This is a genomic window from Streptomyces sp. NBC_01334, assembly GCF_035983595.1.
GTDB classification, from domain to species: domain Bacteria; phylum Actinomycetota; class Actinomycetes; order Streptomycetales; family Streptomycetaceae; genus Streptomyces; species Streptomyces coriariae.
Map to the genome: position 1 here is coordinate 2,454,645 of NZ_CP130718.1, position 17,374 is coordinate 2,472,018.

The following is a 17,374-nucleotide window of genomic DNA, read 5'->3' on the forward strand; positions in this document are numbered from 1 at the left end:
ATCCGCCCGGCCCTTCGTGCGTGTGCGTGGGCGTGCAGGCGGGTCGGCGTCAGTGCATGTCGTGGCGTCTCCCGCGTGCACCTGCACATATGTTGATTGAATCAATAATGCATAGTGCAGTCATGACTGGAATCAGGTTTGCCTGGTCGGAGCTGGGCGGCGATCCCGCCCTCCTCGCGCGCGTGTCGACCGTCGTCCGGGAGGACGCCCTACAGGCGCGGCTTCCCGTGCGGGAGCTGGCGCGCGCCTGTGTGGCCGCGTGCGCGCTGGCCGGCGCCGAACTGGGGGCGCGGCGGGCCGGCCTCCCGGAGGTGCCCGGGGTGCGGGTGGACGACGCGGCGGTGGCCACCGCGTTCGCCAGCGAGCGGCAACTGCTGGTCGACGGACGGGCGCCGGTCGCCTTCGCCCCGCTGTCACGGTTCTGGCGGACGGCCGACGGATGGGTGCGCACCCACGCCAACTACCCGCACCACCGCACGCGGTTGCTCAGGGCGCTGGCGCTGCCGGAGGGCGCCGACGCGGCCGCCGTCGAGGCGTCGCTCGCGGAGCGCTCCGCCCTGGAGGTGGAGGACGCGGTGTACGCGGCCGGGGGCCTGGCCGTCGCGTGTCGCCCGCCCGAGGAGTGGGCGGCCGAGGAGCAGGCGGCCATGATCGCCGCTCGCCCCCTGGTGGAGCGGGGCCGGTCGGACGAGGCACCCGTGCGTACGTTCGCACCGCTGGAGGGCGGCCCGCTGCTGCCCGCCGCCGGACTGCGCGTCCTGGACCTGACCCGGGTCCTGGCCGGGCCGGTCGCCACCCGCATCCTCGCCCTGCTGGGCGCGGACGTCCTGCGGGTCGACGCACCCCATCTGCCCGAGCTGCCCGACCAGCACGCCGACACGGGCTTCGGCAAGCGCTCGGCGCTGCTGGACCTGACGACGGACCGGCGCGCCTTCGAGGAACTGCTCGCGACGGCGGACGTCGTGGTCACCGGCTACCGGCCGGGCGCCCTGGACCGGTTCGGACTCTCCCCGGAGGCACTGGCCGAGCGTCGGCCCGGGCTGGTCGTGGCGCAGGTGTCGGCGTGGGGCGCGTACGGGCCGTGGGGCGGGCGGCGCGGCTTCGACAGCCTGGTCCAGGCGGCCACCGGCATCGCGACCGTCGAGGGCGCCGCCGGGCGGCCGGGCGCACTGCCCGCACAGGCCCTCGACCACGGCACCGGCTATCTGCTGGCGGCGGCCGTGCTGCGGGCCCTGACCGAGCAGTCGTACGACGGCGGCAGCCGGTTCGTACGGCCGGCGCTGACCCGGACCGCGGCGTGGCTCACCGAGGGAGCCCGGGCGAGCGGGAGCGAGGCCGTCCACGGCGGGGGCGTCGAAGCCGGTGACGTCCGAAGCGAGGGCGTCCGGATGGACGAAGGGGAGGGCAAAGGGATGACCAAGGCGCAGGAACGGCAGGTGAGCGGGGGCGGGAGCGTCGGCCCCGGCCGACTGCTCGCGGAGACCGACAGCCCTCTCGGGCGGCTGCGCCACGCCCTTCCACCGGTGTCGTTCGACGGCGGGCCGGGCGACTGGGCGCGGCCGCCGGGGCCTTGGGGGGCCGATCCGGCGCGCTGGCTCTGAGCCCCCGGACGATCGGCCCCCGTGCCGACACCGGACCCACCTGACCGGTTGAGAATGAGTTGCCCTGATTTGCCGGGGATGGTGAAGATCCTGGCATGGCCCTCATACGACCGACCGAAGCAACCGAATCCGTACGCCGTTCCGGCCCGGGCCGGGCGGTGGCGCTGCTCGTCCTGGTGGGGTTCGCTGCCCTGATCCCGCTGCTCGGGCCCTCCGTCGCCGCGCACGGCACCGGGGAGGCAGCGCCCGCGGACTCCGGCGTGGTCGCGCTGCTGCGGGTGCTGCTGTTCGCGGCGCTGTGCGTGCAGGTGGGCGAGCTGTTCGCGGCCGGTCTCACCCGGTGGGTGCCCGGCGCCCCGCCCGGCCGGCCGATCAGCTGGGCGCCGTACGCGGCGGTCGTGGGATTCTCGGCCGCGGCGGCCGCCGGTGAGCTGGCGCCGCACGGCCATGGCTCGCGGGGCGGCGTTCTCGCACTGCTGGAGGCGGTCGCGTTCGCCGTGGCGGGGCTGTGCGCGCTCACGCGCCGACCGAACCGTCAGGTGTGGCCGCTCACGGCGGTGATCCTGGCGGAGGCGCTGCGCGCGCACCCACCGACCGAGTCCTCGCCGCTGATCGGCTCCGGGCTGACGGTGGTGCATCTGACGTGCTCGGCGCTGTGGGCGGGCGGACTGCTGAACGTGCTCCGCATGCTGCGCGGGTGGGGCGACACCGAGGCGGGCGCCGCGCTGCTCGGGCTCTACGCGCGCGTGGCGGCCGTCCTGTTCGCCGGGGTCACCACGACCGGGCTGTTCAGTTCACTGCGCCGGATGCCGTCGGAGGCGGTGCTCGACCAGCTGGCGACGACGGCGTACGGGCGCGTGCTGCTCGCCAAGGTGCTTGTCGTGGGCGCGGTCGCCCTGCTCGCCCTGTGGGCGCGGACCCGGCTGCGCCGGGCCCCCGACCCGCTGGCCGCCTGTTCCCCCGCGCGCGTGGAGATCGTCGCGCTCGGGGTGGTGGTCACGGTGTCGGGGCTGTTGACGGCATTGCCGCTGCCCATCAAGGGTTGAGGAGCGCGGCCCGATGGTCAATGGTTGAAGCGTGTGGGTTGCGGGTCAGGGCCGCCGGTCCACGGTTGAAGCGCATGGGCCGGGGATCAAGGGTTGAGGATCAGGGGTCGCGGGTCAACTGTCGTACGACGGAGACTTGTTGCGCCCAGGACCAGCAGGACCTGTGCGGCGATGTAGGTGAGCATGATCCACAGGTCGGGACGCGGAGCCTGCGGCCAGTCGGCGACGCCGGTGGCGATGAGGGTGTCGGAGAGCAGGAACAGCGCCCCACCGGCACCGGCGACCGGACCGAGCCGGGTGGTGGCGAAGTAGGCCATGGCCGTGAGCAGGGTGCTGTAGACGGCGACGGGGAGGCGCAGGTCCGCGGGGAGGTCGGGCCACAGGAGGGCGACGGTGGCGATCAGGGCGGTGGCGTAGCAGGGGACGAGGAGGGCGCCGCGCGCGTGGGGCCGGCCGATGCGGGCGAACAGCGCCAGGTAGCAGAGGTGACCTGCGGCGAAGGACGCCATGCCGGCGAGGAAGGCGGGGTCGGCGTCGAACAGCAGCAGGGTGTCGCCGCCCCAGCCGCACAGAAGGGCGGCGACCAGGAGCCGGGGAGCGCCCCGCGTGGCCGCCCAGGCGGCCAGGAGAGGCATCAGAAGGGGCTTGGCCACCGTGTGCCCGGCGTCGGAGCCGACCGCGAGGCTGAGCAGGTCGACGGCCGCGGCGAGGGCGAAGAGGCCGAGGAGGACGCGGGAGCGGGTCACGCGGCCGTGGTCTCCTCGGCCGTGGCGGCCGTCGCCGTGGCGGCCGTCGCCGTGGCGGCGGCCGTGGTGGCGGCGACTGTCGAGGGTGCCGGTGCGGACGCGGGTTGCCAGCCGGGCCCGCGGAACACGCGTCCCGTCCGCTCACGCCAACTGCCCGCCGCCTTCACGTCCTTGGCGATCGCGACGTACTCGTGCGTGGCCACCTTGATCGGGTTGAACGTGTTGATGTTCTTGGTCAACCCGTAGACGGGCCGGTCGACCTCGGGCACGAACGACCCGAAGAGCCGGTCCCAGACGATGAGGATGCCGCCGAAGTTGCGGTCCAGGTAGCCGCCTTGGGAGGCGTGGTGGACGCGGTGATGGGAGGGCGTGTTGAACACGAACTCGAACCACCGGGGCATCCTGTCGATCCGCTCGGTGTGGATCCAGAACTGGTAGACGAGGTTGGCCGAGGAGCAGAACGCGAGCGCGGCCGGGTGGACGCCGAGGGCGATGAGCGGGACGTAGAACGGCCAGACGGTCAGCGTGGTCCAGGGCTGGCGCAGGGCGGTGGTGAGGTTGAACTTCTCGCTGGAGTGGTGGACGACGTGACAGGCCCACAGCACGCGGATGACGTGGTGGCCGCGGTGGGACCAGTAGTAGAAGAAGTCCTGCGCGAGCAGCACCAACGGGAGCGTCCACCACAGGACCGGGACACGGAGCGGGGTCAGCTCGTAGATCGCCGTGTAGATCGCGACGATCGGGATCTTCCAGACGAAGTCGAACACGAGACTCCCGAGCCCCATGCCGACGCTCGTCGCGGCGTCCTTCGTCTCGTACCCGGCCGCATCCTCGTCGGGATGGAGCCGGACGCTGATCACCTCGACCACGGTGAGCAGCACGAAGGCGGGTATCGACCACAGCACGACATCGGGCAGGTTCGGCATGGGGGCACCGTAGAACGGCTGATGGGCTGCGGCTAGACGTTGTTACCCACAAGTATTACCGACGGTACGCGCTTGCTTGTTGGCGATCTCCGCCAATAGGCGTGCTCGTCTCCGGCGGCCCGGACTCTCCGGCCGCGCTCGTCCACGCGTCGGGGGTCGCCCGTGGGCGGCCGGTGGTCGCCTTCACCACCGGCCCGACCGACGACGTCGGCGGGAGCAGCGCGCGACGGGCTGATCCACCCTCAGAAACCCGCCCACCGGGCCCAGGGCCGTGCCTCCGCGTCTCCGCGTCTCGGTGTCTCCGTGTCTCCGTGTCTCCGTGTCTCCGGCCCGACCCTCACACCCCCGCTGCCCCCAGCAGCGATCCGACGAGGTAGGTCACCCCCATCGCCAGTGCCCCGCCGCCCACGTTGCGCAGTACCGCGCGGCCCGGCGCCGCTGCTCCCAGGCGGGCGCTGCTCCAGCCGGTGCCGGCCAGGGCCGCCAGGACCGATGCCACGGTCACCGGGAGGCGCAGGTCCGCCGAGGGCAGGACGATGGCGAGCAGCGGGAGCAGGGCGCCGAACGTGAAGGCGAGGAAGCTGGCCCAGGCCGCGTGCCAGGGGTTGGTGAGGTCGTCGGGGTCGATGCCGAGCTCCACGCGCGCGTGGGCCTTCAGGGCGTCCCGTTCCGTGAGCTGAACGGCGGCCTCCCGAGCCACGTCCCGGGACAGTCCGCGTTCCTCCAGCAGCCCGGTCAGCTCCTCCAGTTCGGCCTCCGGCTGCTCGCGCAGCTCCCGCCGTTCCAGCGCGAGGGCGGCCTTCTCGGAGTCCCGTTGGGTCGACACGGAGACGTACTCCCCCGCCGCCATGGACATCGACCCGGCGAGCAGACCGGCGAGGCCGGCCGTCAGCAGGGCCGAGCGGTCGTCCGTCGCGCCGGCCACGCCGACGACGAGGCCCGCGGTGGAGACGATGCCGTCGTTGGCGCCGAGGACCGCGGCCCTCAGCCAGTTCAGCCGGGATCCGAGCGAGCCTCCGTGGGCCTCGGCGTGGGTGGGTTCCGTCACAGCACGGAGGATGGCACCCCGGGAGGCGCGTGCCCCGTACCGACGCTCGTCGTCGCGGAGGCGGGCGCGGGAGCGGGCGCGACGGGCCGGGTGGGCGGGAGCGTGAACCGTCGTCCGGCAGGTCGGAGTCGGCCGGGCATCGGCCGACGGCCGCGGGCACGCGCGTGTGCGCCCCGCGAACTCCCGTACGGTCCGAAGGGCTTCACGCGGCCCCTCTTCGGGGCGGGTGCCGCAAGCTGTCAGTGGGGGCCCGTATCCTCAATGACCATGCTCGAAGACCACACGACGACAGCGTCCTCCCCCACGGAGTGGCCGACCGCGTATCCCCAGGGATACGCGGTCGTTGACGTGGAGACCACCGGCCTGGCCCGGGACGACCGGATCATCTCCGCCGCCGTCTACCGGCTGGACGCGCGCGGTGAGGTGGAGGACCACTGGTACACGCTGGTCAACCCGGAGCGCGACCCGGGCCCGGTGTGGATCCACGGTCTGACGAGCGATGTGCTCGAGGGTGCGCCCCTCTTCCAGGAGGTGGCCGCCGAGTTCGCCGCCAGGCTCGACGGGCGGGTGCTCGTCGCGCACAACGCGGTCTTCGACTGGCAGATGATCGCGCGGGAGTACGCGCGCGCGGAGCGCGAGGCGCCGGTGCGGCAGCGGCTGTGCACCATCGCGCTCTCCAAGGAACTCGGCCTTCCGCTGCCCAACCACAAGCTGGAGTCCCTGGCGGCCCACTTCGGCGTGGTGCAGCAGCGGGCCCACCACGCGCTGGACGACGCGCGCGTGCTCGCGGAGGCGTTCCGGCCGAGTCTGCGGGCCGCGGCGGCCGGCGGGGTCCGGCTGCCGCTGCTCGAGTGCCGGCCGCTGACCGAGTGGTCCGACCGGCCCGCGCCCCTGATCGGCCGGCAGGCGAGTGGTTCGGGCGGCGGCTACGGCAGCTACCGGCCCGGCAGTTGGCGGCCGTCCCGCAAAAGGCCCGCATGCCCCCATCCCAACCCTGGTCGGTACGAAGAAGGCAAAAGACTCAAGCAGGGCATGCGGGTCGCCTTCTCGGGCGACACGTCGGTCGAGCGTGACCTGCTGGAGGACCGCGCCGCCGAGGCGGGACTGCACGTCGCCACGAGCCTGTCCCGGCTGACCAGCCTGCTGGTCACCAACGACCCCGACTCGGGCACTTCGAAGGTGGTGAAGGCGCGGCAGTTCGGGACGCCCGTCGTCGACGAGGCCGCCTTCGGGCAACTCCTGCGGGATGTGGAGCCCGCCGACGGGTGACCCGTCAGCAGAGGTGACCCGTACGCAGGGGGGACCCGTACGTACGGGTGATTGCCACGCGACTCGCCCGCCGTCCGCTCGCCCGCGCGCGGGTGACGGCTCACCCTGTGGCGCATGGCGAGATGCGAAGTTTGCGGCAATGACTACGGAATGACCTTCGAAGTGCACGCGCAGGGCGCGATCCATGTCTTCGACTGCTTCTCCTGTGCGATCCACCGCATGGCCCCCATCTGCGAGCACTGCCGGGTGCAGATCATCGGCCAGGGCGTCGAGGTGGAGGGCCACTGGTACTGCGGCGCGCACTGCGCCCGCGCGGAGGGCAGGGCGGGCATCGTCGACAAGGTGTGAGCCGGCCCGGCAGCTTCCGGGGACCGACGTCCGACGACACTGCCTTCCGGCACCCGGCCGAATGCGCCCCACGACCGAGTTGTACGGTCGTGGGGTGTACCGCTTCCTGTTGTCCCGGCAGTGGGTGATCCTCACGCTGGTCTCCCTCCTCCTCATCCCCACGATGATCAGGCTGGGCTTCTGGCAGATGCATCGCTACGACGAGCGCACCGCCCGCAACCAGCTGGTCTCCGACGCGCTGACCGCCGAGGCGGTGCCCGTGGAGAAGCTGACCACCCCGGGACACGCCGTCACCCGCGACGAGCGGTACCGAAGCGTCACCGCCACCGGCTCCTTCGACACCGAGCGCGAAGTCGTCGTCAGACGCCGGGTCAACGCCGACGAGACGGTCGGCTTCCACGTCCTCACCCCCTTCGTCCTGACGGACGGCAAGGTGCTGCTGGTCGACCGGGGCTGGATCCCCGCAGATGCCCCGACTCAGACCTCGTTCCCCGAGGTTCCCGCGCCGCCCGCGGGCCGGATCACCGTCACCGGGCGGCTGATGCCCGACGAGACGACCGCCGCGAGCGGCATCAAGGACCTCAAGGGACTGCCGGACCGGCAGGTCATGCTGATCAACAGCGAGCAGGAGGCCCGGCGGCTCGGCGCGCAGGTGCTCGGCGGCTACATCGCGCAGACCGCGCCCGAGCCGAAGGGCGACAGTCCGGAGCTGGTCGGCCGGCCCGGCAGCGAGGACGCGGCCCTGAACTACGCGTACGCCATCCAGTGGTGGCTGTTCTCCGTGGGCGTCCCCGTCGGCTGGGTGATCCTGGTCCGCCGCGAGACCCGCGACCGGGCCCAGGCCGCCGTACGAGAGGCGGAGCAGGCCGAGCCGGCCACGGTCTGACGGACACACCACGCGAACCCGGGCGCGGGCCCGCGCCCGGGCGCGGACTCGGGCATCTCCTGCGGGTCCGTCAAGACCCACACCTCACGCCGCCTCGCCGCGCTCACCCAGGCGATGGAAGCCCGGCGATGAACGACACCGGCCCGGACCGCGTCCGGCAGGAACCGCCGCTGCCGTCGGCGCAGGACCGCACCCGGCGTGAGCTGTGCGAGGCCCTGGAGGCACTGGCCGACGGGGTGCGGCCCGCCCCGGACGCCTATCGCACGGCGCGCGGCGAGTGGCTGCGGCGCGAACGCCGGCGGCGGCTCGTGCTCGCGGTGCTGATCGCCGTCGTCTTCGCCCTGGCCACGCTGATCGGTCTGTGGGTGCTGAACCAGGCGCCGTCGGACCCGGGCGTCGTCTTCTCGGGCGCCGGCACCCTGACGGCCTCGCCGTCACTCCCCCGGCCCCAACCCTGATTGCCCCCCGGGCCCGCCGGGAACCCGGAACTGCGTGCACCCCCGCATCGAGGACTACGCGCTCATCGGCGACGAACAGACCGCCGCCCTGGTCGGCATGGACGGCTCCGTCGACTGGCTCTGTCTGCCCCGCTTCGACTCCGGAGCCTGCTTCGCGCGTCTCCTCGGCGAGGAGGAGAACGGCCACTGGCGCATCGCACCCCAGGGCGCGCAGGGTCCCTGCACGCGGCGCGCCTACCGGCCCGACACCCTCGTCCTGGACACCGAGTGGGAGACCGACGAGGGCGCGATCCGGGTCACCGACCTGATGCCCCAACGCGACAAGGCCCCCGATGTCGTACGCATCGTGGAGGGGCTGCGCGGCCGGGTCACCGTCCGCAGTGCGCTGCGGCTGCGCTTCGACTACGGCTGGATCGTCCCGTGGATGCGCCGGGCCGACGGCCACCGGGTGGCGATCGGCGGTCCGGACGCGGTCTGGTTCCGCAGCGAGCCGGAGGTGCGCACCTGGGGCGAGGACTTCACCACGTACTCGGAGTTCACCGTCGCCGAGGGCGAGTCGGTCGCCTTCGTGCTGACCTGGCACCCGTCGCACGAGTCGCGCCCGCCGCTCGTCGACCCGTGGGAGGCGCTGCGGGTCAGCGTCGACGACTGGCAGGCGTGGGCCGCCCGCTGCCTCTACGACGGGCCTCACCGGGACGCCGTCGTCCGCTCCCTGATCACCCTCAAGGCCCTGACCTACGTTCCCACCGGCGGCATCGTCGCCGCGCTCACCACCTCCCTGCCCGAGGAGATGGGCGGGGTGCGCAACTGGGACTACCGCTACTGCTGGCTGCGCGACTCCACCCTCGCCCTCGGCGCCCTTCTGGCGGCCGGCTACCAGGACGAGGCCGAGGCCTGGCGCAACTGGCTGCTGCGCGCCGTCGCGGGAGATCCGGCGGACCTCCAGATCATGTACGGGCTGGCCGGCGAGCGGCGGCTGCCCGAGTGCGAGCTGCCCTGGCTGGCCGGCTACGGGGACTCCAGGCCGGTACGCATCGGCAACGGCGCCGTGGACCAGCTGCAACTGGACGTCTACGGCGAGGTCATGGACTCGCTGTCGCTGGCCCGGACCTCGGGCATGCCGCCCCGGCCGCACATATGGTCGTTGCAGTGCGCGCTGATGAAGTGGCTCTGCGAGAACTGGCGGCAGCCGGACGAGGGCCTGTGGGAGGTGCGCGGTGGCCGGCGCCAGTTCGTGCACTCCAAGGTGATGGTGTGGGTGGCCGCCGACCGGGCCGTCCGCGCGCTGGAGGAGCACCCTGACCTGAGCGGTGACCTGGCGGGCTGGCGGGCGCTGCGCGACGAGGTGCACCGCGAGGTGTGCGAGCGGGGCTACGACCCGGAGCGGGGCACGTTCACCCAGTACTACGGCTCGCGCGACCTGGACGCCTCCCTGCTGCTCATCCCGCGCGTCGGCTTCCTGCCGCCGGACGACCCCCGGGTGGTCGGCACCGTCGACGCGGTCCGTGCGGCGCTGGGACACGGCGGTCTGCTGCGCCGCTACAGCACGGACGGCTCGACCGTCGACGGCCTGCCGGGCGGCGAGGGCACCTTCCTGGCCTGCTCGTTCTGGCTCGCGGACGCGCTGCACATGACGGGCCGCACACAGGAGGCGCGCGAGCTGTTCGAACGGCTGGTGGGACTGGCCAACGACGTGGGGCTGCTGGCGGAGGAGTACGACCCGACGACCGGCCGGCACCTCGGCAACTTCCCGCAGGCCTTCAGCCACATCGGCCTGGTGAACACCGCCCTCGCCCTGTTCGGCGCCGAGAAGGCAGGATAGGGGCCATGGATCTTGGACTGAAGGACCGGGTGTACGTGGTCACCGGGGCGACGCGCGGCCTGGGCAACGCCGCCGCGCGCGAGCTCGTCGCGGACGGCGCGAAGGTCGTGCTCACCGGGCGGGACGAGAAGCGCGTCGCCGACGCCGCGGCCGAGCTGGGGCCGAACGCCGTCGGACTCGCCGTGGACAACGCCGACCCCGGGGCGGCGGCGCGGCTGATCGCTGCGGCGCGCGATGCCTTCGGCGGCTTCGACGGAGTGCTGGTGAGCGTGGGCGGTCCGCCGCCCGGGTTCGTCGCGGACAACACGGACGAGCAGTGGCAGGCCGCGTTCGAGTCGGTGTTCCTCGGGGCGGTCCGGCTGGCGCGGACGGCCGCCGCCGAGCTGGAGGCGGGCGGGGTCATCGGGTTCGTCCTGTCGGGTTCGGTGCACGAGCCGATTCCCGGGCTGACCATCTCCAACGGCCTGCGGCCGGGACTGGCCGGCTTCGCGAAGTCGCTCTCCGACGAGTTGGGGCCCCGGGGGATCCGGGTCGTGGGACTGCTGCCGGCCCGTATCGACACCGACCGGGTGCGGGAGCTGGACGGGCTGTCGGCCGACCCCGAGGCCACCCGGGCCGCGAACGAGTCCCGGATTCCGCTGCGGCGGTACGGGACTCCGGCGGAGTTCGGCCGAACGGCCGCGTTCCTGCTGTCGCCGGCGGCCTCCTATCTGACGGGCCTCATGGTGCCGGTCGACGGCGGGATGCGGCACGGGTTCTGACCGGTCCCGCGCCGGGTGCGGGGGCGGTGACGGTCACGCGGCAGAGCCGCGGACCGTCACCGCCCCCGCACCCCCGGGCAGCTCAACCGACCCTTTCGGCCTTGTGTCTGACACCCTTCATCCGCACCTCCGCAGGCAGTGCCGCGAGCGCCGCCGAGTCCCGCGCGTGGGTCAGGGCCTGCGCCGTCAGGTGGTCCAGCGCCGTCGCCGGGTCCACGTGCGGCTCCAGCACCAGGCGGACCCGCGCCTCGGGCGCCTCCCTCCTGCCCTTCAGCGCCACATGCGCGTGGGCGACGCCGTCCAGCCGCTGCGCCTCGCCTGCGAGTACGCCCTCCAGGGCGCGGCCCCGCAGCAGCGCTCCCGCACCGTCGCCCGTGTCGACGAGGAGCTCGCCCAGCCGACGGCGGCGCAGGACCGCCGTCAGCCACCACAGGGTCAGCAGGACGAGGAGCGCGAGGACCGCGATCACCGTCGGCCACCACCACGCGTCGGCGCGCCAGCGGGTGCGTTCGGCGGTGGTGAGCAGGACGTCGTGCGGGCCGTCGTGGAGCCACCAGGAGGGCGCCGAGGCGCCCAGTCCCACGGCCAGCACCACGCCGCCGACGGCGAGCAGCACCACTCCGGCGACTGCGATGAGCACGCGGTTGACGGTACCGAGCATCGTCCTCACCCCTTCTTCCCGGGTCGCCGCACATGGACCGACAGGGTGAGCGGCCGGACCAGGCCCAGGCCACGGATCGCGTCGGTGAGGACGGCGTCCAGGTCGGCGTGCACGTCGTCCAGGTCGCGGAAGTGGGCGAGCGCGCGGACGTCGGCCTTCCGGCGGCCCGCGCGCACCCGTACCGACTGCACGCCGGCGACCTCCATGGCCCGGTCGCGCAGCACCAGGGCGGCCGCGTCCCGGTCGAGTCCCGCCCGTACGTCCGGGTGGGTGCGGCGCATCGGCAGGACCTCCCGGAGACCCGGGGTCACCGCCAGGACAATCAGCCACAGGCCGAGGGCCGCCGCGACCCCGGCGCCGAGCAGCACCCAGATGTCGTCGAGGGGGCGCTCGGCGAGCTGCCGGGCGAGTCCGGTCCGCCAGGCCATGGCGGACCGGTCGGCGCGTACGGCCACCACGTCGTAGAGGAAGGCGGCCGCGACGACCAGCAGCAGCGCCGAGACGACACCGGCCGGGACGCGCCGCGCCGACCAGAAGCGGTGGTCGGCGGGGCCCGCCGCGCCGGGGCCGTCCTCTTGCGTGGGTTTCTCCAGAACAGGCAGTGTGCTGCCCTGCAAGCCTCCGGGCTCGCTCATCGCGCCCTCCCGTGCGCCACACCGGGGGCCGCTGTCAGGTGCAGCCGTTCCACCTGGACGGCGACCTCCGGAACCTCCATTCCCACCAACGCGCCTACCCGCTCGGTGACATGTCGACGCACACGGTGACAGCGTCCGCCGATATCGGTCGGGTAGTCGAGTTCGAGATGGACCCGGACATGCGCGGTGTCGTGGTGGACGACGACGGTGGCGTGCGGTCCCGCGGCGTCGGACGGCAGGGGTCCGACCGCCTCGCGGGCGGCCTGGGCGGCGATCTTCGCCACGACCCGGTCGGCGATGCGGGTCGCGCCGCGCGCGCCCGGGGGAACGACGGACCGGCTCCCGCCGACGGCGGCGCCCCCCTCGTCCACGGAGCTCACCGGCGCCGGTCGTCGCGGGTACGGAAGAAGTCGCCGAGTTCCAGGTCCCCTTCCAGGACCCGGCCGACGACGAACCCGACAGCGCCCAGTGCCGCCACCAGGAGGAAGGCCCCGAACCCGCCGAAGTATCCGGCGAAGCCCAGCGCCATGCCGGCGATCATGCCGACCACGGCCATGCTCAAGGTGTTCTCCCCTCGGCGGTCCGGTCACCCGGCCGTCGTCTGTGTGTCACTGGATCCGGGGCTCCGGCTCCTCGTCCTCTTCGTCGGGCAGCTTGACGTCGCTCACCGCGATGTTGACCTCGACGACCTCCAGTCCGGTCATCCGCTCCACGGCCGCGATCACGTTCTCCCGCACGGCCTGCGCCACGTCGGCGATGGCCACGCCGTAGTCGACGACGATCTCCAGGTCGAGTGCGGTCTGCACCTCGCCGACCTCGGCCTTCACCCCTCGGCTCACCGACTTCGAGCCGCCGGGCACCCGGTCCCGTACGGCGCCGAAGGTGCGGCTGAGTCCGCTGCCCATCGCGTGAACGCCCAGGACGTCCCGTGCCGCGAGGCCCGCGATCTTCTCGACGACGCCGTCGGCGATGGTGGTCCGCCCTCGGGTCGCCGGATCACCACCGCCGCGCTTGGTCGTCCTGCGGGCCCCCAGCGGCTCGGTGCCGCCGTCGGAAACCTGCGTCCGGTGCTGCTCCGCTGCTGCCTCGGTCATCGCCGTACGTCCTTACGTCCGGTTCGTTCCTCGTCTCTTCCACCACGGTAAGCGCGGTTGCCCGACCGCGCGCCAGGGATGCGGCAGGCTGGAGCAATGACGGCGGACGGATGGACGAGCGCGGTACGGCATCAGCTGAGCCTCGGCAGGCTGCTCCCGCTGGGCGGGCCGCGGGACGGCGCGTGGATCACGGAGGCGGCGGCCGAGGCGGTGCTGCGGCGGGCGGTGCGGGGTGTGGAGGGCGTGCGCATGGGCGCGCTGCGGATCGCGTTGGCCGACCCGGCAGGGGTGTACGAGCCCGCCGTGCCGCCTCCGCCGAGCGCCCTGCCGCCCGGGCCCCTGCGGGTGACGGCGGACATCGCCGCGTCCTCGTCCGAGCCGCTGCCGACGACGGCGTCCCGCCTGCGCACGGCGCTGGCGGCGGCCGCGACGGATCGGCTCGGCCTGGTGGTGTCGGAGGTGGACCTGCGGGTGACGGCTCTGCTGGACGAGGACCCGGAACCGGAGGCGGCAAGGCCCGGTCCGGAGCCACAGCACGTCGGAGCCGCACAGCACGGCGACGAGGCACGCGCGACCGTCGCCGCTCTGTCCGTGCCCGGGGTGACCCGGTTGACCGACGCCGTCGGCAGGGCGGTGCTCATCGAGGATCGACAGCACTCGACCGCCCTGCCGAACCGTCACGCACGCGTGGAGATCGCGGTGAGTGCGCACCACCGGGCCCTGGAGGTGGCCAGGGGGGTGCGTGCGGTGGTGTCGGAAGCGCTACGGGATCACCCGACGGTGGCCGTTCTGGTCACGGCGGTGGAGTGACCGGGCCCCGCGAGGGACCGCTCATTCGCCCACGCCGGCCAGGTCCCGCAGACGGCGGCCCTGGGCGGCGCGCTCGGCGGCGCGCTGCTCGTCGTAGGTGCGGTCGCCTGCGCCGCGCAGCAGCGCCTTGGTCTCGATGACGGCCTCCCGGGGAGCGGCCAGGATCGCCGCGGCCAGCTCACGCGTCGCGGTGTCGAGGTCCTGCGCGGGCACGGCGATGTTGGCGAGCCCGGAGCTCACCGCCTCCTCGGCGTGCACGAACCGGCCGGTCAGGCAGATCTCGGCCGCACGGCCGTAGCCGACCAGGGAGACGAGGGGATGCGTGCCGGTCAGGTCCGGCACGAGGCCGAGGCCGGTCTCCCGCATGGCGAACTGCACGTCGTCGGCGACGACGCGCAGGTCACAGGCGAGAGCCAGCTGGAAGCCCGCACCGATGGCGTGGCCCTGGACGGCGGCGATGGACACGAGGTCGTTGCGTCGCCACCAGGTGAAGCCCTCCTGGAACGCGGCGATGGCGGCGTCGAGTTCGGCGTCACCACTGCGCGCGAGATCGATGAAGGACGGTTCGCCCTCGATCCCCTCGGGCGTGAACATCTGCCGGTCGAGCCCCGCGGAGAAGGACTTGCCCTCGCCGCGCAGCACGACCACGCGGACGGAGCCCGGCACCAACCGCCCGGCTTCGGCGAGCGCCCGCCACATGGCGGGGCTCTGCGCATTGCGCTTGGCCGGGTTGGCCAGCGTCACCGTGGCGAGCGCGTCGTCGACGGTGAGCCGTACGCCGTCCTTGTCGAGCAGGGGAACGAGTTCCTGGTCGGGCGTGGCCATGAGGAGCCTCCGATGAGTGCGATCAGCTAGCGGTCAGCCAAGTGACTGCACAGTAACCACCCGGCCGGTCGGACAACCGACCGGGTGGCCACCATCGAAAGCGGTGGGCCGCCCCGGGTCAGGACGAGGCAGCCTTCTTGCCTCGGGTCGCCCCGCCACGCCCACGCAGCGTGACGCCCGACTCGCTGAGCATCCGGTGAACAAAGCCATACGAGCGACCGGTTTCCTCGGCCAGCGCCCGGATGCTCGCACCGGAGTCGTACTTCTTCTTCAGGTCTGCCGCGAGCTTGTCGCGCGCGGCGCCGGTCACCCGGCTGCCCTTCTTCAGAGTCTCGGCCACCCGTGCCTCCTCATGGGAAGTGCGCTCTGGTCATCCTCATGATCACCCCTCCGGCGCGCGATGGCCACCCATTCGGCAAGGTCCGTGCGACAGGGTTTTGACGACAGGAGCGCGTCCCCACAAGTGGAATCTGTGATTCCACCCGGTGGCGTTCGTGGGGCCGAACGGGTTGTCGTGCGAAATGGCAGGTCAGAGACGTGCGACGGCCGACCCCTTGTCGACAAAGGGATCGGCCGCGAAATCGATGTAGGACACACCTCGATACGAGGAGATCTCACACAGATGATGGATCACCGGTGGGCCGAATGATCCAGACGAATGATCCAACATCGTGGATCACGCCGTGGAGTCCTCGTCCGGTCAGGCCAGCGCGACCAGATCCGCGTAGTCGGCGCCCCACAGGTCCTCGACGCCGTCGGGCAGCAGGATGATCCGCTCGGGCTGGAGCGCCTCCACGGCGCCCTCGTCGTGGGTGACGAGGACGACCGCGCCCTTGTAGGTACGCAGCGCGCCGAGGATCTCCTCGCGGCTGGCCGGGTCGAGGTTGTTGGTGGGCTCGTCGAGCAGCAGCACGTTGGCCGAGGAGACCACGAGGGTGGCGAGGGCCAACCGGGTCTTCTCGCCGCCGGAGAGCACGCCGGCGGGCTTGTCCACGTCGTCGCCGGAGAACAGGAACGAGCCGAGCGTCTTGCGGACCTCGACCAGATCCAGGTCGGGGGCGGCGGAGCGCATGTTCTCCAGGACCGTCCGCTCCGGGTCGAGCGTCTCGTGCTCCTGGGCGTAGTAGCCGAGCTTGAGGCCGTGGCCCGCGACGACCTCGCCCGTGTCGGGCTGCTCCGCCCCGCCGAGCAGACGCAGCAGGGTCGTCTTGCCGGCGCCGTTCAGGCCGAGGATGACGACCCGGGAGCCCTTGTCGATCGCCAGGTCGACGTCGGTGAAGATCTCCAGCGAGCCGTAGGACTTCGACAGGCCCTCGGCCATCAGGGGCGTCTTGCCGCAGGGCGCGGGCTCGGGGAAGCGGAGCTTGGCGACCTTGTCGGACTGACGGACCGCCTCCAGGCCGGAGAGCAGCTTGTCGGCCCGCCGGGCCATGTTCTGCGCGGCGACCGTCTTGGTGGCCTTGGCGCGCATCTTGTCGGCCTGCGAATGCAGCGCGGCGGCCTTCTTCTCGGCGTTCTGGCGCTCCCGCTTGCGGCGCTTCTCGTCGGACTCGCGCTGCTGCTGGTAGAGCCGCCAGCCCATGTTGTAGACGTCGATCTGGGAGCGGTTGGCGTCCAGATAGAAGACCTTGTTGACGACCGTCTCGACCAGGTCGACGTCGTGGCTGATGACGATGAAGCCGCCGCGGTAGGTCTTGAGGTAGTCGCGCAGCCAGACGATCGAGTCGGCGTCGAGGTGGTTCGTCGGCTCGTCGAGGAGCAGGGTGTCCGCGTCCGAGAACAGGATGCGGGCCAGCTCGACCCGGCGCCGCTGACCGCCGGAGAGGGTGTGCAGGGGCTGGCCGAGCACCCGGTCGGGCAGGTTGAGCGCGGCGGCGATGGTGGCGGCCTCGGCCTCGGCGGAGTATCCGCCCTTGGTGAGGAACTCCGTCTCCTGGCGCTCGTACTGGCGCATCGCCTTGTCGCGGGTGGCGCCCGAGCCGTTCGCGATCCGCTGTTCGTTCTCGCGCATCTTGCGGATCAGGATGTCCAGTCCGCGCGCGGAGAGGATGCGGTCGCGGGCCAGCACGTCGAGGTCGCCGGTGCGGGGGTCCTGCGGGAGGTAGCCGACCTCGCCGGAGCGGGTGACCTGGCCGGCGGCCGGGATGCCCTCACCGGCCAGGACCTTGGTCAGGGTGGTCTTGCCGGCGCCGTTGCGCCCGACCAGACCGATGCGGTCACCCTTGGCCACACGGAAGGAGGCGTTCTCGATGAGGATGCGGGCACCGGCGCGCAGCTCGATGCCGGAGGCGGAGATCACGGACAGACTCCAGAGCGGGGGTCGTTGGCAGGATGGACGGCCGAGGACGTTCCCGCCGTCTAATGCGCGAGGAGAATGGCCATGAGGGCCAGTCTAACGGGACCGTGCAAGCACTTTTTCTGGGTTCAGGTGTTCGATC

Annotated in this window: 20 protein-coding genes and 1 pseudogene; 10 read left to right on the forward strand and 11 right to left on the reverse strand. The window is 72.7% G+C overall.

Going from position 1 to position 17,374, the window contains the following annotated elements; genetic code table 11:
• Window positions 1–122: 122 nt before the first annotated feature.
• Together OG736_RS11155 and OG736_RS11160 are read left to right on the forward strand one after the other, a co-directional pair.
• Window positions 123–1,601, forward strand: a complete 1,479-nt coding sequence (locus OG736_RS11155; protein ID WP_327182286.1) for a CoA transferase — start codon at window positions 123–125, stop codon at window positions 1,599–1,601.
• A 95-nt stretch (window positions 1,602–1,696) separates the two neighbouring features.
• Complete coding sequence (locus tag OG736_RS11160; protein ID WP_327182287.1) at window positions 1,697–2,647, forward strand: CopD family protein; 951 nt, start codon at window positions 1,697–1,699, stop codon at window positions 2,645–2,647.
• 86 nt (window positions 2,648–2,733) lie between these two features.
• Here the strand turns inward: OG736_RS11160 and OG736_RS11165 are convergent, their stop codons facing one another.
• The 3 genes from OG736_RS11165 to OG736_RS11175 all read right to left on the reverse strand — a co-directional run bounded on the left by OG736_RS11165 (window position 2,734) and on the right by OG736_RS11175 (window position 5,367).
• Window positions 2,734–3,393 carry a lysoplasmalogenase gene (locus tag OG736_RS11165; protein ID WP_327182288.1) on the reverse strand — a complete coding sequence of 220 codons (660 nt, stop codon included), beginning with the start codon at window positions 3,391–3,393 and terminating at the stop codon, window positions 2,734–2,736.
• The gene (locus tag OG736_RS11170) at window positions 3,390–4,319 is read right to left on the reverse strand and encodes a sterol desaturase family protein (protein WP_327182289.1); all 930 of its coding nucleotides are present in this window, start codon (window positions 4,317–4,319) and stop codon (window positions 3,390–3,392) included. The genes OG736_RS11165 and OG736_RS11170 overlap by 4 nt, the downstream gene beginning before the upstream one ends.
• Before the next feature lie 337 nt (window positions 4,320–4,656).
• Window positions 4,657–5,367 carry a VIT1/CCC1 transporter family protein gene (locus OG736_RS11175; protein ID WP_327182290.1) on the reverse strand — a complete coding sequence of 237 codons (711 nt, stop codon included), beginning with the start codon at window positions 5,365–5,367 and terminating at the stop codon, window positions 4,657–4,659.
• Window positions 5,368–5,634: 267 nt separating this feature from the next.
• Here OG736_RS11175 and OG736_RS11180 point away from each other — a divergent pair, with 267 nt between their 5' ends.
• The 7 genes and pseudogenes from OG736_RS11180 (at window position 5,635) to OG736_RS11210 (ending at window position 10,911) form a co-directional block, all read left to right on the forward strand.
• Window positions 5,635–6,636: a DEDDh family exonuclease gene (locus OG736_RS11180; RefSeq protein ID WP_327182291.1), complete on the forward strand. Its 1,002-nt coding sequence runs from the start codon at window positions 5,635–5,637 to the stop codon at window positions 6,634–6,636.
• A gap of 114 nt (window positions 6,637–6,750) precedes the next feature.
• Window positions 6,751–6,984 carry a metallothionein gene (locus tag OG736_RS11185; protein WP_078615750.1) on the forward strand — a complete coding sequence of 78 codons (234 nt, stop codon included), beginning with the start codon at window positions 6,751–6,753 and terminating at the stop codon, window positions 6,982–6,984.
• Window positions 6,985–7,078: 94 nt separating this feature from the next.
• The gene (locus tag OG736_RS11190; RefSeq protein ID WP_327182292.1) at window positions 7,079–7,870 is read left to right on the forward strand and encodes an SURF1 family cytochrome oxidase biogenesis protein; all 792 of its coding nucleotides are present in this window, start codon (window positions 7,079–7,081) and stop codon (window positions 7,868–7,870) included.
• A 42-nt stretch (window positions 7,871–7,912) separates the two neighbouring features.
• Window positions 7,913–8,002: pseudogene (locus tag OG736_RS11195) on the forward strand (SigE family RNA polymerase sigma factor); the annotation flags it as partial.
• A complete protein-coding gene (locus OG736_RS11200) occupies window positions 7,999–8,328 on the forward strand; it encodes a hypothetical protein (protein WP_327182293.1) in 330 nt (109 codons plus the stop codon). The pseudogene OG736_RS11195 and the gene OG736_RS11200, both read left to right, overlap by 4 nt.
• Before the next feature lie 34 nt (window positions 8,329–8,362).
• Window positions 8,363–10,150: a glycoside hydrolase family 15 protein gene (locus OG736_RS11205; protein WP_327182294.1), complete on the forward strand. Its 1,788-nt coding sequence runs from the start codon at window positions 8,363–8,365 to the stop codon at window positions 10,148–10,150.
• Window positions 10,151–10,155: 5 nt separating this feature from the next.
• The gene (locus OG736_RS11210) at window positions 10,156–10,911 is read left to right on the forward strand and encodes an SDR family oxidoreductase (RefSeq protein ID WP_327182295.1); all 756 of its coding nucleotides are present in this window, start codon (window positions 10,156–10,158) and stop codon (window positions 10,909–10,911) included.
• Window positions 10,912–10,993: 82 nt separating this feature from the next.
• Here OG736_RS11210 and amaP read toward each other — a convergent pair whose 3' ends face one another.
• The 5 genes from amaP to OG736_RS11235 are packed head-to-tail and all read right to left on the reverse strand — an operon-like array spanning window position 10,994 to window position 13,301.
• The gene (gene amaP / locus OG736_RS11215) at window positions 10,994–11,572 is read right to left on the reverse strand and encodes an alkaline shock response membrane anchor protein AmaP (protein WP_442817020.1); all 579 of its coding nucleotides are present in this window, start codon (window positions 11,570–11,572) and stop codon (window positions 10,994–10,996) included.
• Between the two features lie 5 nt (window positions 11,573–11,577).
• Window positions 11,578–12,207 carry a DUF6286 domain-containing protein gene (locus OG736_RS11220; protein WP_327182297.1) on the reverse strand — a complete coding sequence of 210 codons (630 nt, stop codon included), beginning with the start codon at window positions 12,205–12,207 and terminating at the stop codon, window positions 11,578–11,580.
• Window positions 12,204–12,587 carry an Asp23/Gls24 family envelope stress response protein gene (locus tag OG736_RS11225; protein WP_442817021.1) on the reverse strand — a complete coding sequence of 128 codons (384 nt, stop codon included), beginning with the start codon at window positions 12,585–12,587 and terminating at the stop codon, window positions 12,204–12,206. Before OG736_RS11225 ends, OG736_RS11220 begins: the two co-directional genes overlap by 4 nt.
• Complete coding sequence (locus tag OG736_RS11230) at window positions 12,584–12,769, reverse strand: hypothetical protein (protein ID WP_142269660.1); 186 nt, start codon at window positions 12,767–12,769, stop codon at window positions 12,584–12,586. Before OG736_RS11230 ends, OG736_RS11225 begins: the two co-directional genes overlap by 4 nt.
• Window positions 12,770–12,815: 46 nt before the next feature.
• Window positions 12,816–13,301, reverse strand: a complete 486-nt coding sequence (locus tag OG736_RS11235; protein WP_327182299.1) for an Asp23/Gls24 family envelope stress response protein — start codon at window positions 13,299–13,301, stop codon at window positions 12,816–12,818.
• 96 nt (window positions 13,302–13,397) lie between these two features.
• Between OG736_RS11235 and OG736_RS11240 the strand changes: the two genes are divergently transcribed.
• Window positions 13,398–14,111, forward strand: coding sequence for a nucleopolyhedrovirus P10 family protein (locus OG736_RS11240; RefSeq protein ID WP_327182300.1), 714 nt, complete (start codon window positions 13,398–13,400; stop codon window positions 14,109–14,111).
• A gap of 21 nt (window positions 14,112–14,132) precedes the next feature.
• Here the strand turns inward: OG736_RS11240 and OG736_RS11245 are convergent, their stop codons facing one another.
• The 3 genes from OG736_RS11245 to OG736_RS11255 all read right to left on the reverse strand — a co-directional run bounded on the left by OG736_RS11245 (window position 14,133) and on the right by OG736_RS11255 (window position 17,235).
• Window positions 14,133–14,936, reverse strand: coding sequence for an enoyl-CoA hydratase/isomerase family protein (locus tag OG736_RS11245; protein WP_327182301.1), 804 nt, complete (start codon window positions 14,934–14,936; stop codon window positions 14,133–14,135).
• 118 nt (window positions 14,937–15,054) lie between these two features.
• Window positions 15,055–15,276 (reverse strand): helix-turn-helix domain-containing protein, encoded by a 222-nt coding sequence (locus OG736_RS11250; protein ID WP_004002281.1) that lies wholly within the window; start codon window positions 15,274–15,276, stop codon window positions 15,055–15,057.
• Between the two features lie 360 nt (window positions 15,277–15,636).
• Entirely contained in the window at window positions 15,637–17,235 is a 1,599-nt protein-coding gene (locus tag OG736_RS11255; RefSeq protein WP_171396457.1) for an ABC-F family ATP-binding cassette domain-containing protein, read from the reverse strand.
• Between the last annotated feature and the right edge of the window lie 139 nt (window positions 17,236–17,374).

Excerpts from the sequence above, each read along its gene's own strand:
- OG736_RS11155 (WP_327182286.1), top strand. The coding sequence starts at position 123 with ATGACTGGAATCAGGTTTGCCTGGTCGGAGCTGGGCGGCGATCCCGCC.
- OG736_RS11160 (WP_327182287.1), top strand. The coding sequence starts at position 1,697 with ATGGCCCTCATACGACCGACCGAAGCAACCGAATCCGTACGCCGTTCC.
- OG736_RS11170 (WP_327182289.1), bottom strand. The coding sequence starts at position 4,319 with ATGCCGAACCTGCCCGATGTCGTGCTGTGGTCGATACCCGCCTTCGTG.
- OG736_RS11180 (WP_327182291.1), top strand. The coding sequence starts at position 5,635 with ATGCTCGAAGACCACACGACGACAGCGTCCTCCCCCACGGAGTGGCCG.
- OG736_RS11185 (WP_078615750.1), top strand. The coding sequence starts at position 6,751 with ATGGCGAGATGCGAAGTTTGCGGCAATGACTACGGAATGACCTTCGAA.
- OG736_RS11200 (WP_327182293.1), top strand. The coding sequence starts at position 7,999 with ATGAACGACACCGGCCCGGACCGCGTCCGGCAGGAACCGCCGCTGCCG.
- OG736_RS11210 (WP_327182295.1), top strand. The coding sequence starts at position 10,156 with ATGGATCTTGGACTGAAGGACCGGGTGTACGTGGTCACCGGGGCGACG.
- amaP (WP_442817020.1), bottom strand. The coding sequence starts at position 11,572 with ATGCTCGGTACCGTCAACCGCGTGCTCATCGCAGTCGCCGGAGTGGTG.
- OG736_RS11220 (WP_327182297.1), bottom strand. The coding sequence starts at position 12,207 with ATGAGCGAGCCCGGAGGCTTGCAGGGCAGCACACTGCCTGTTCTGGAG.
- OG736_RS11235 (WP_327182299.1), bottom strand. The coding sequence starts at position 13,301 with ATGACCGAGGCAGCAGCGGAGCAGCACCGGACGCAGGTTTCCGACGGC.
- OG736_RS11240 (WP_327182300.1), top strand. The coding sequence starts at position 13,398 with ATGACGGCGGACGGATGGACGAGCGCGGTACGGCATCAGCTGAGCCTC.
- OG736_RS11245 (WP_327182301.1), bottom strand. The coding sequence starts at position 14,936 with ATGGCCACGCCCGACCAGGAACTCGTTCCCCTGCTCGACAAGGACGGC.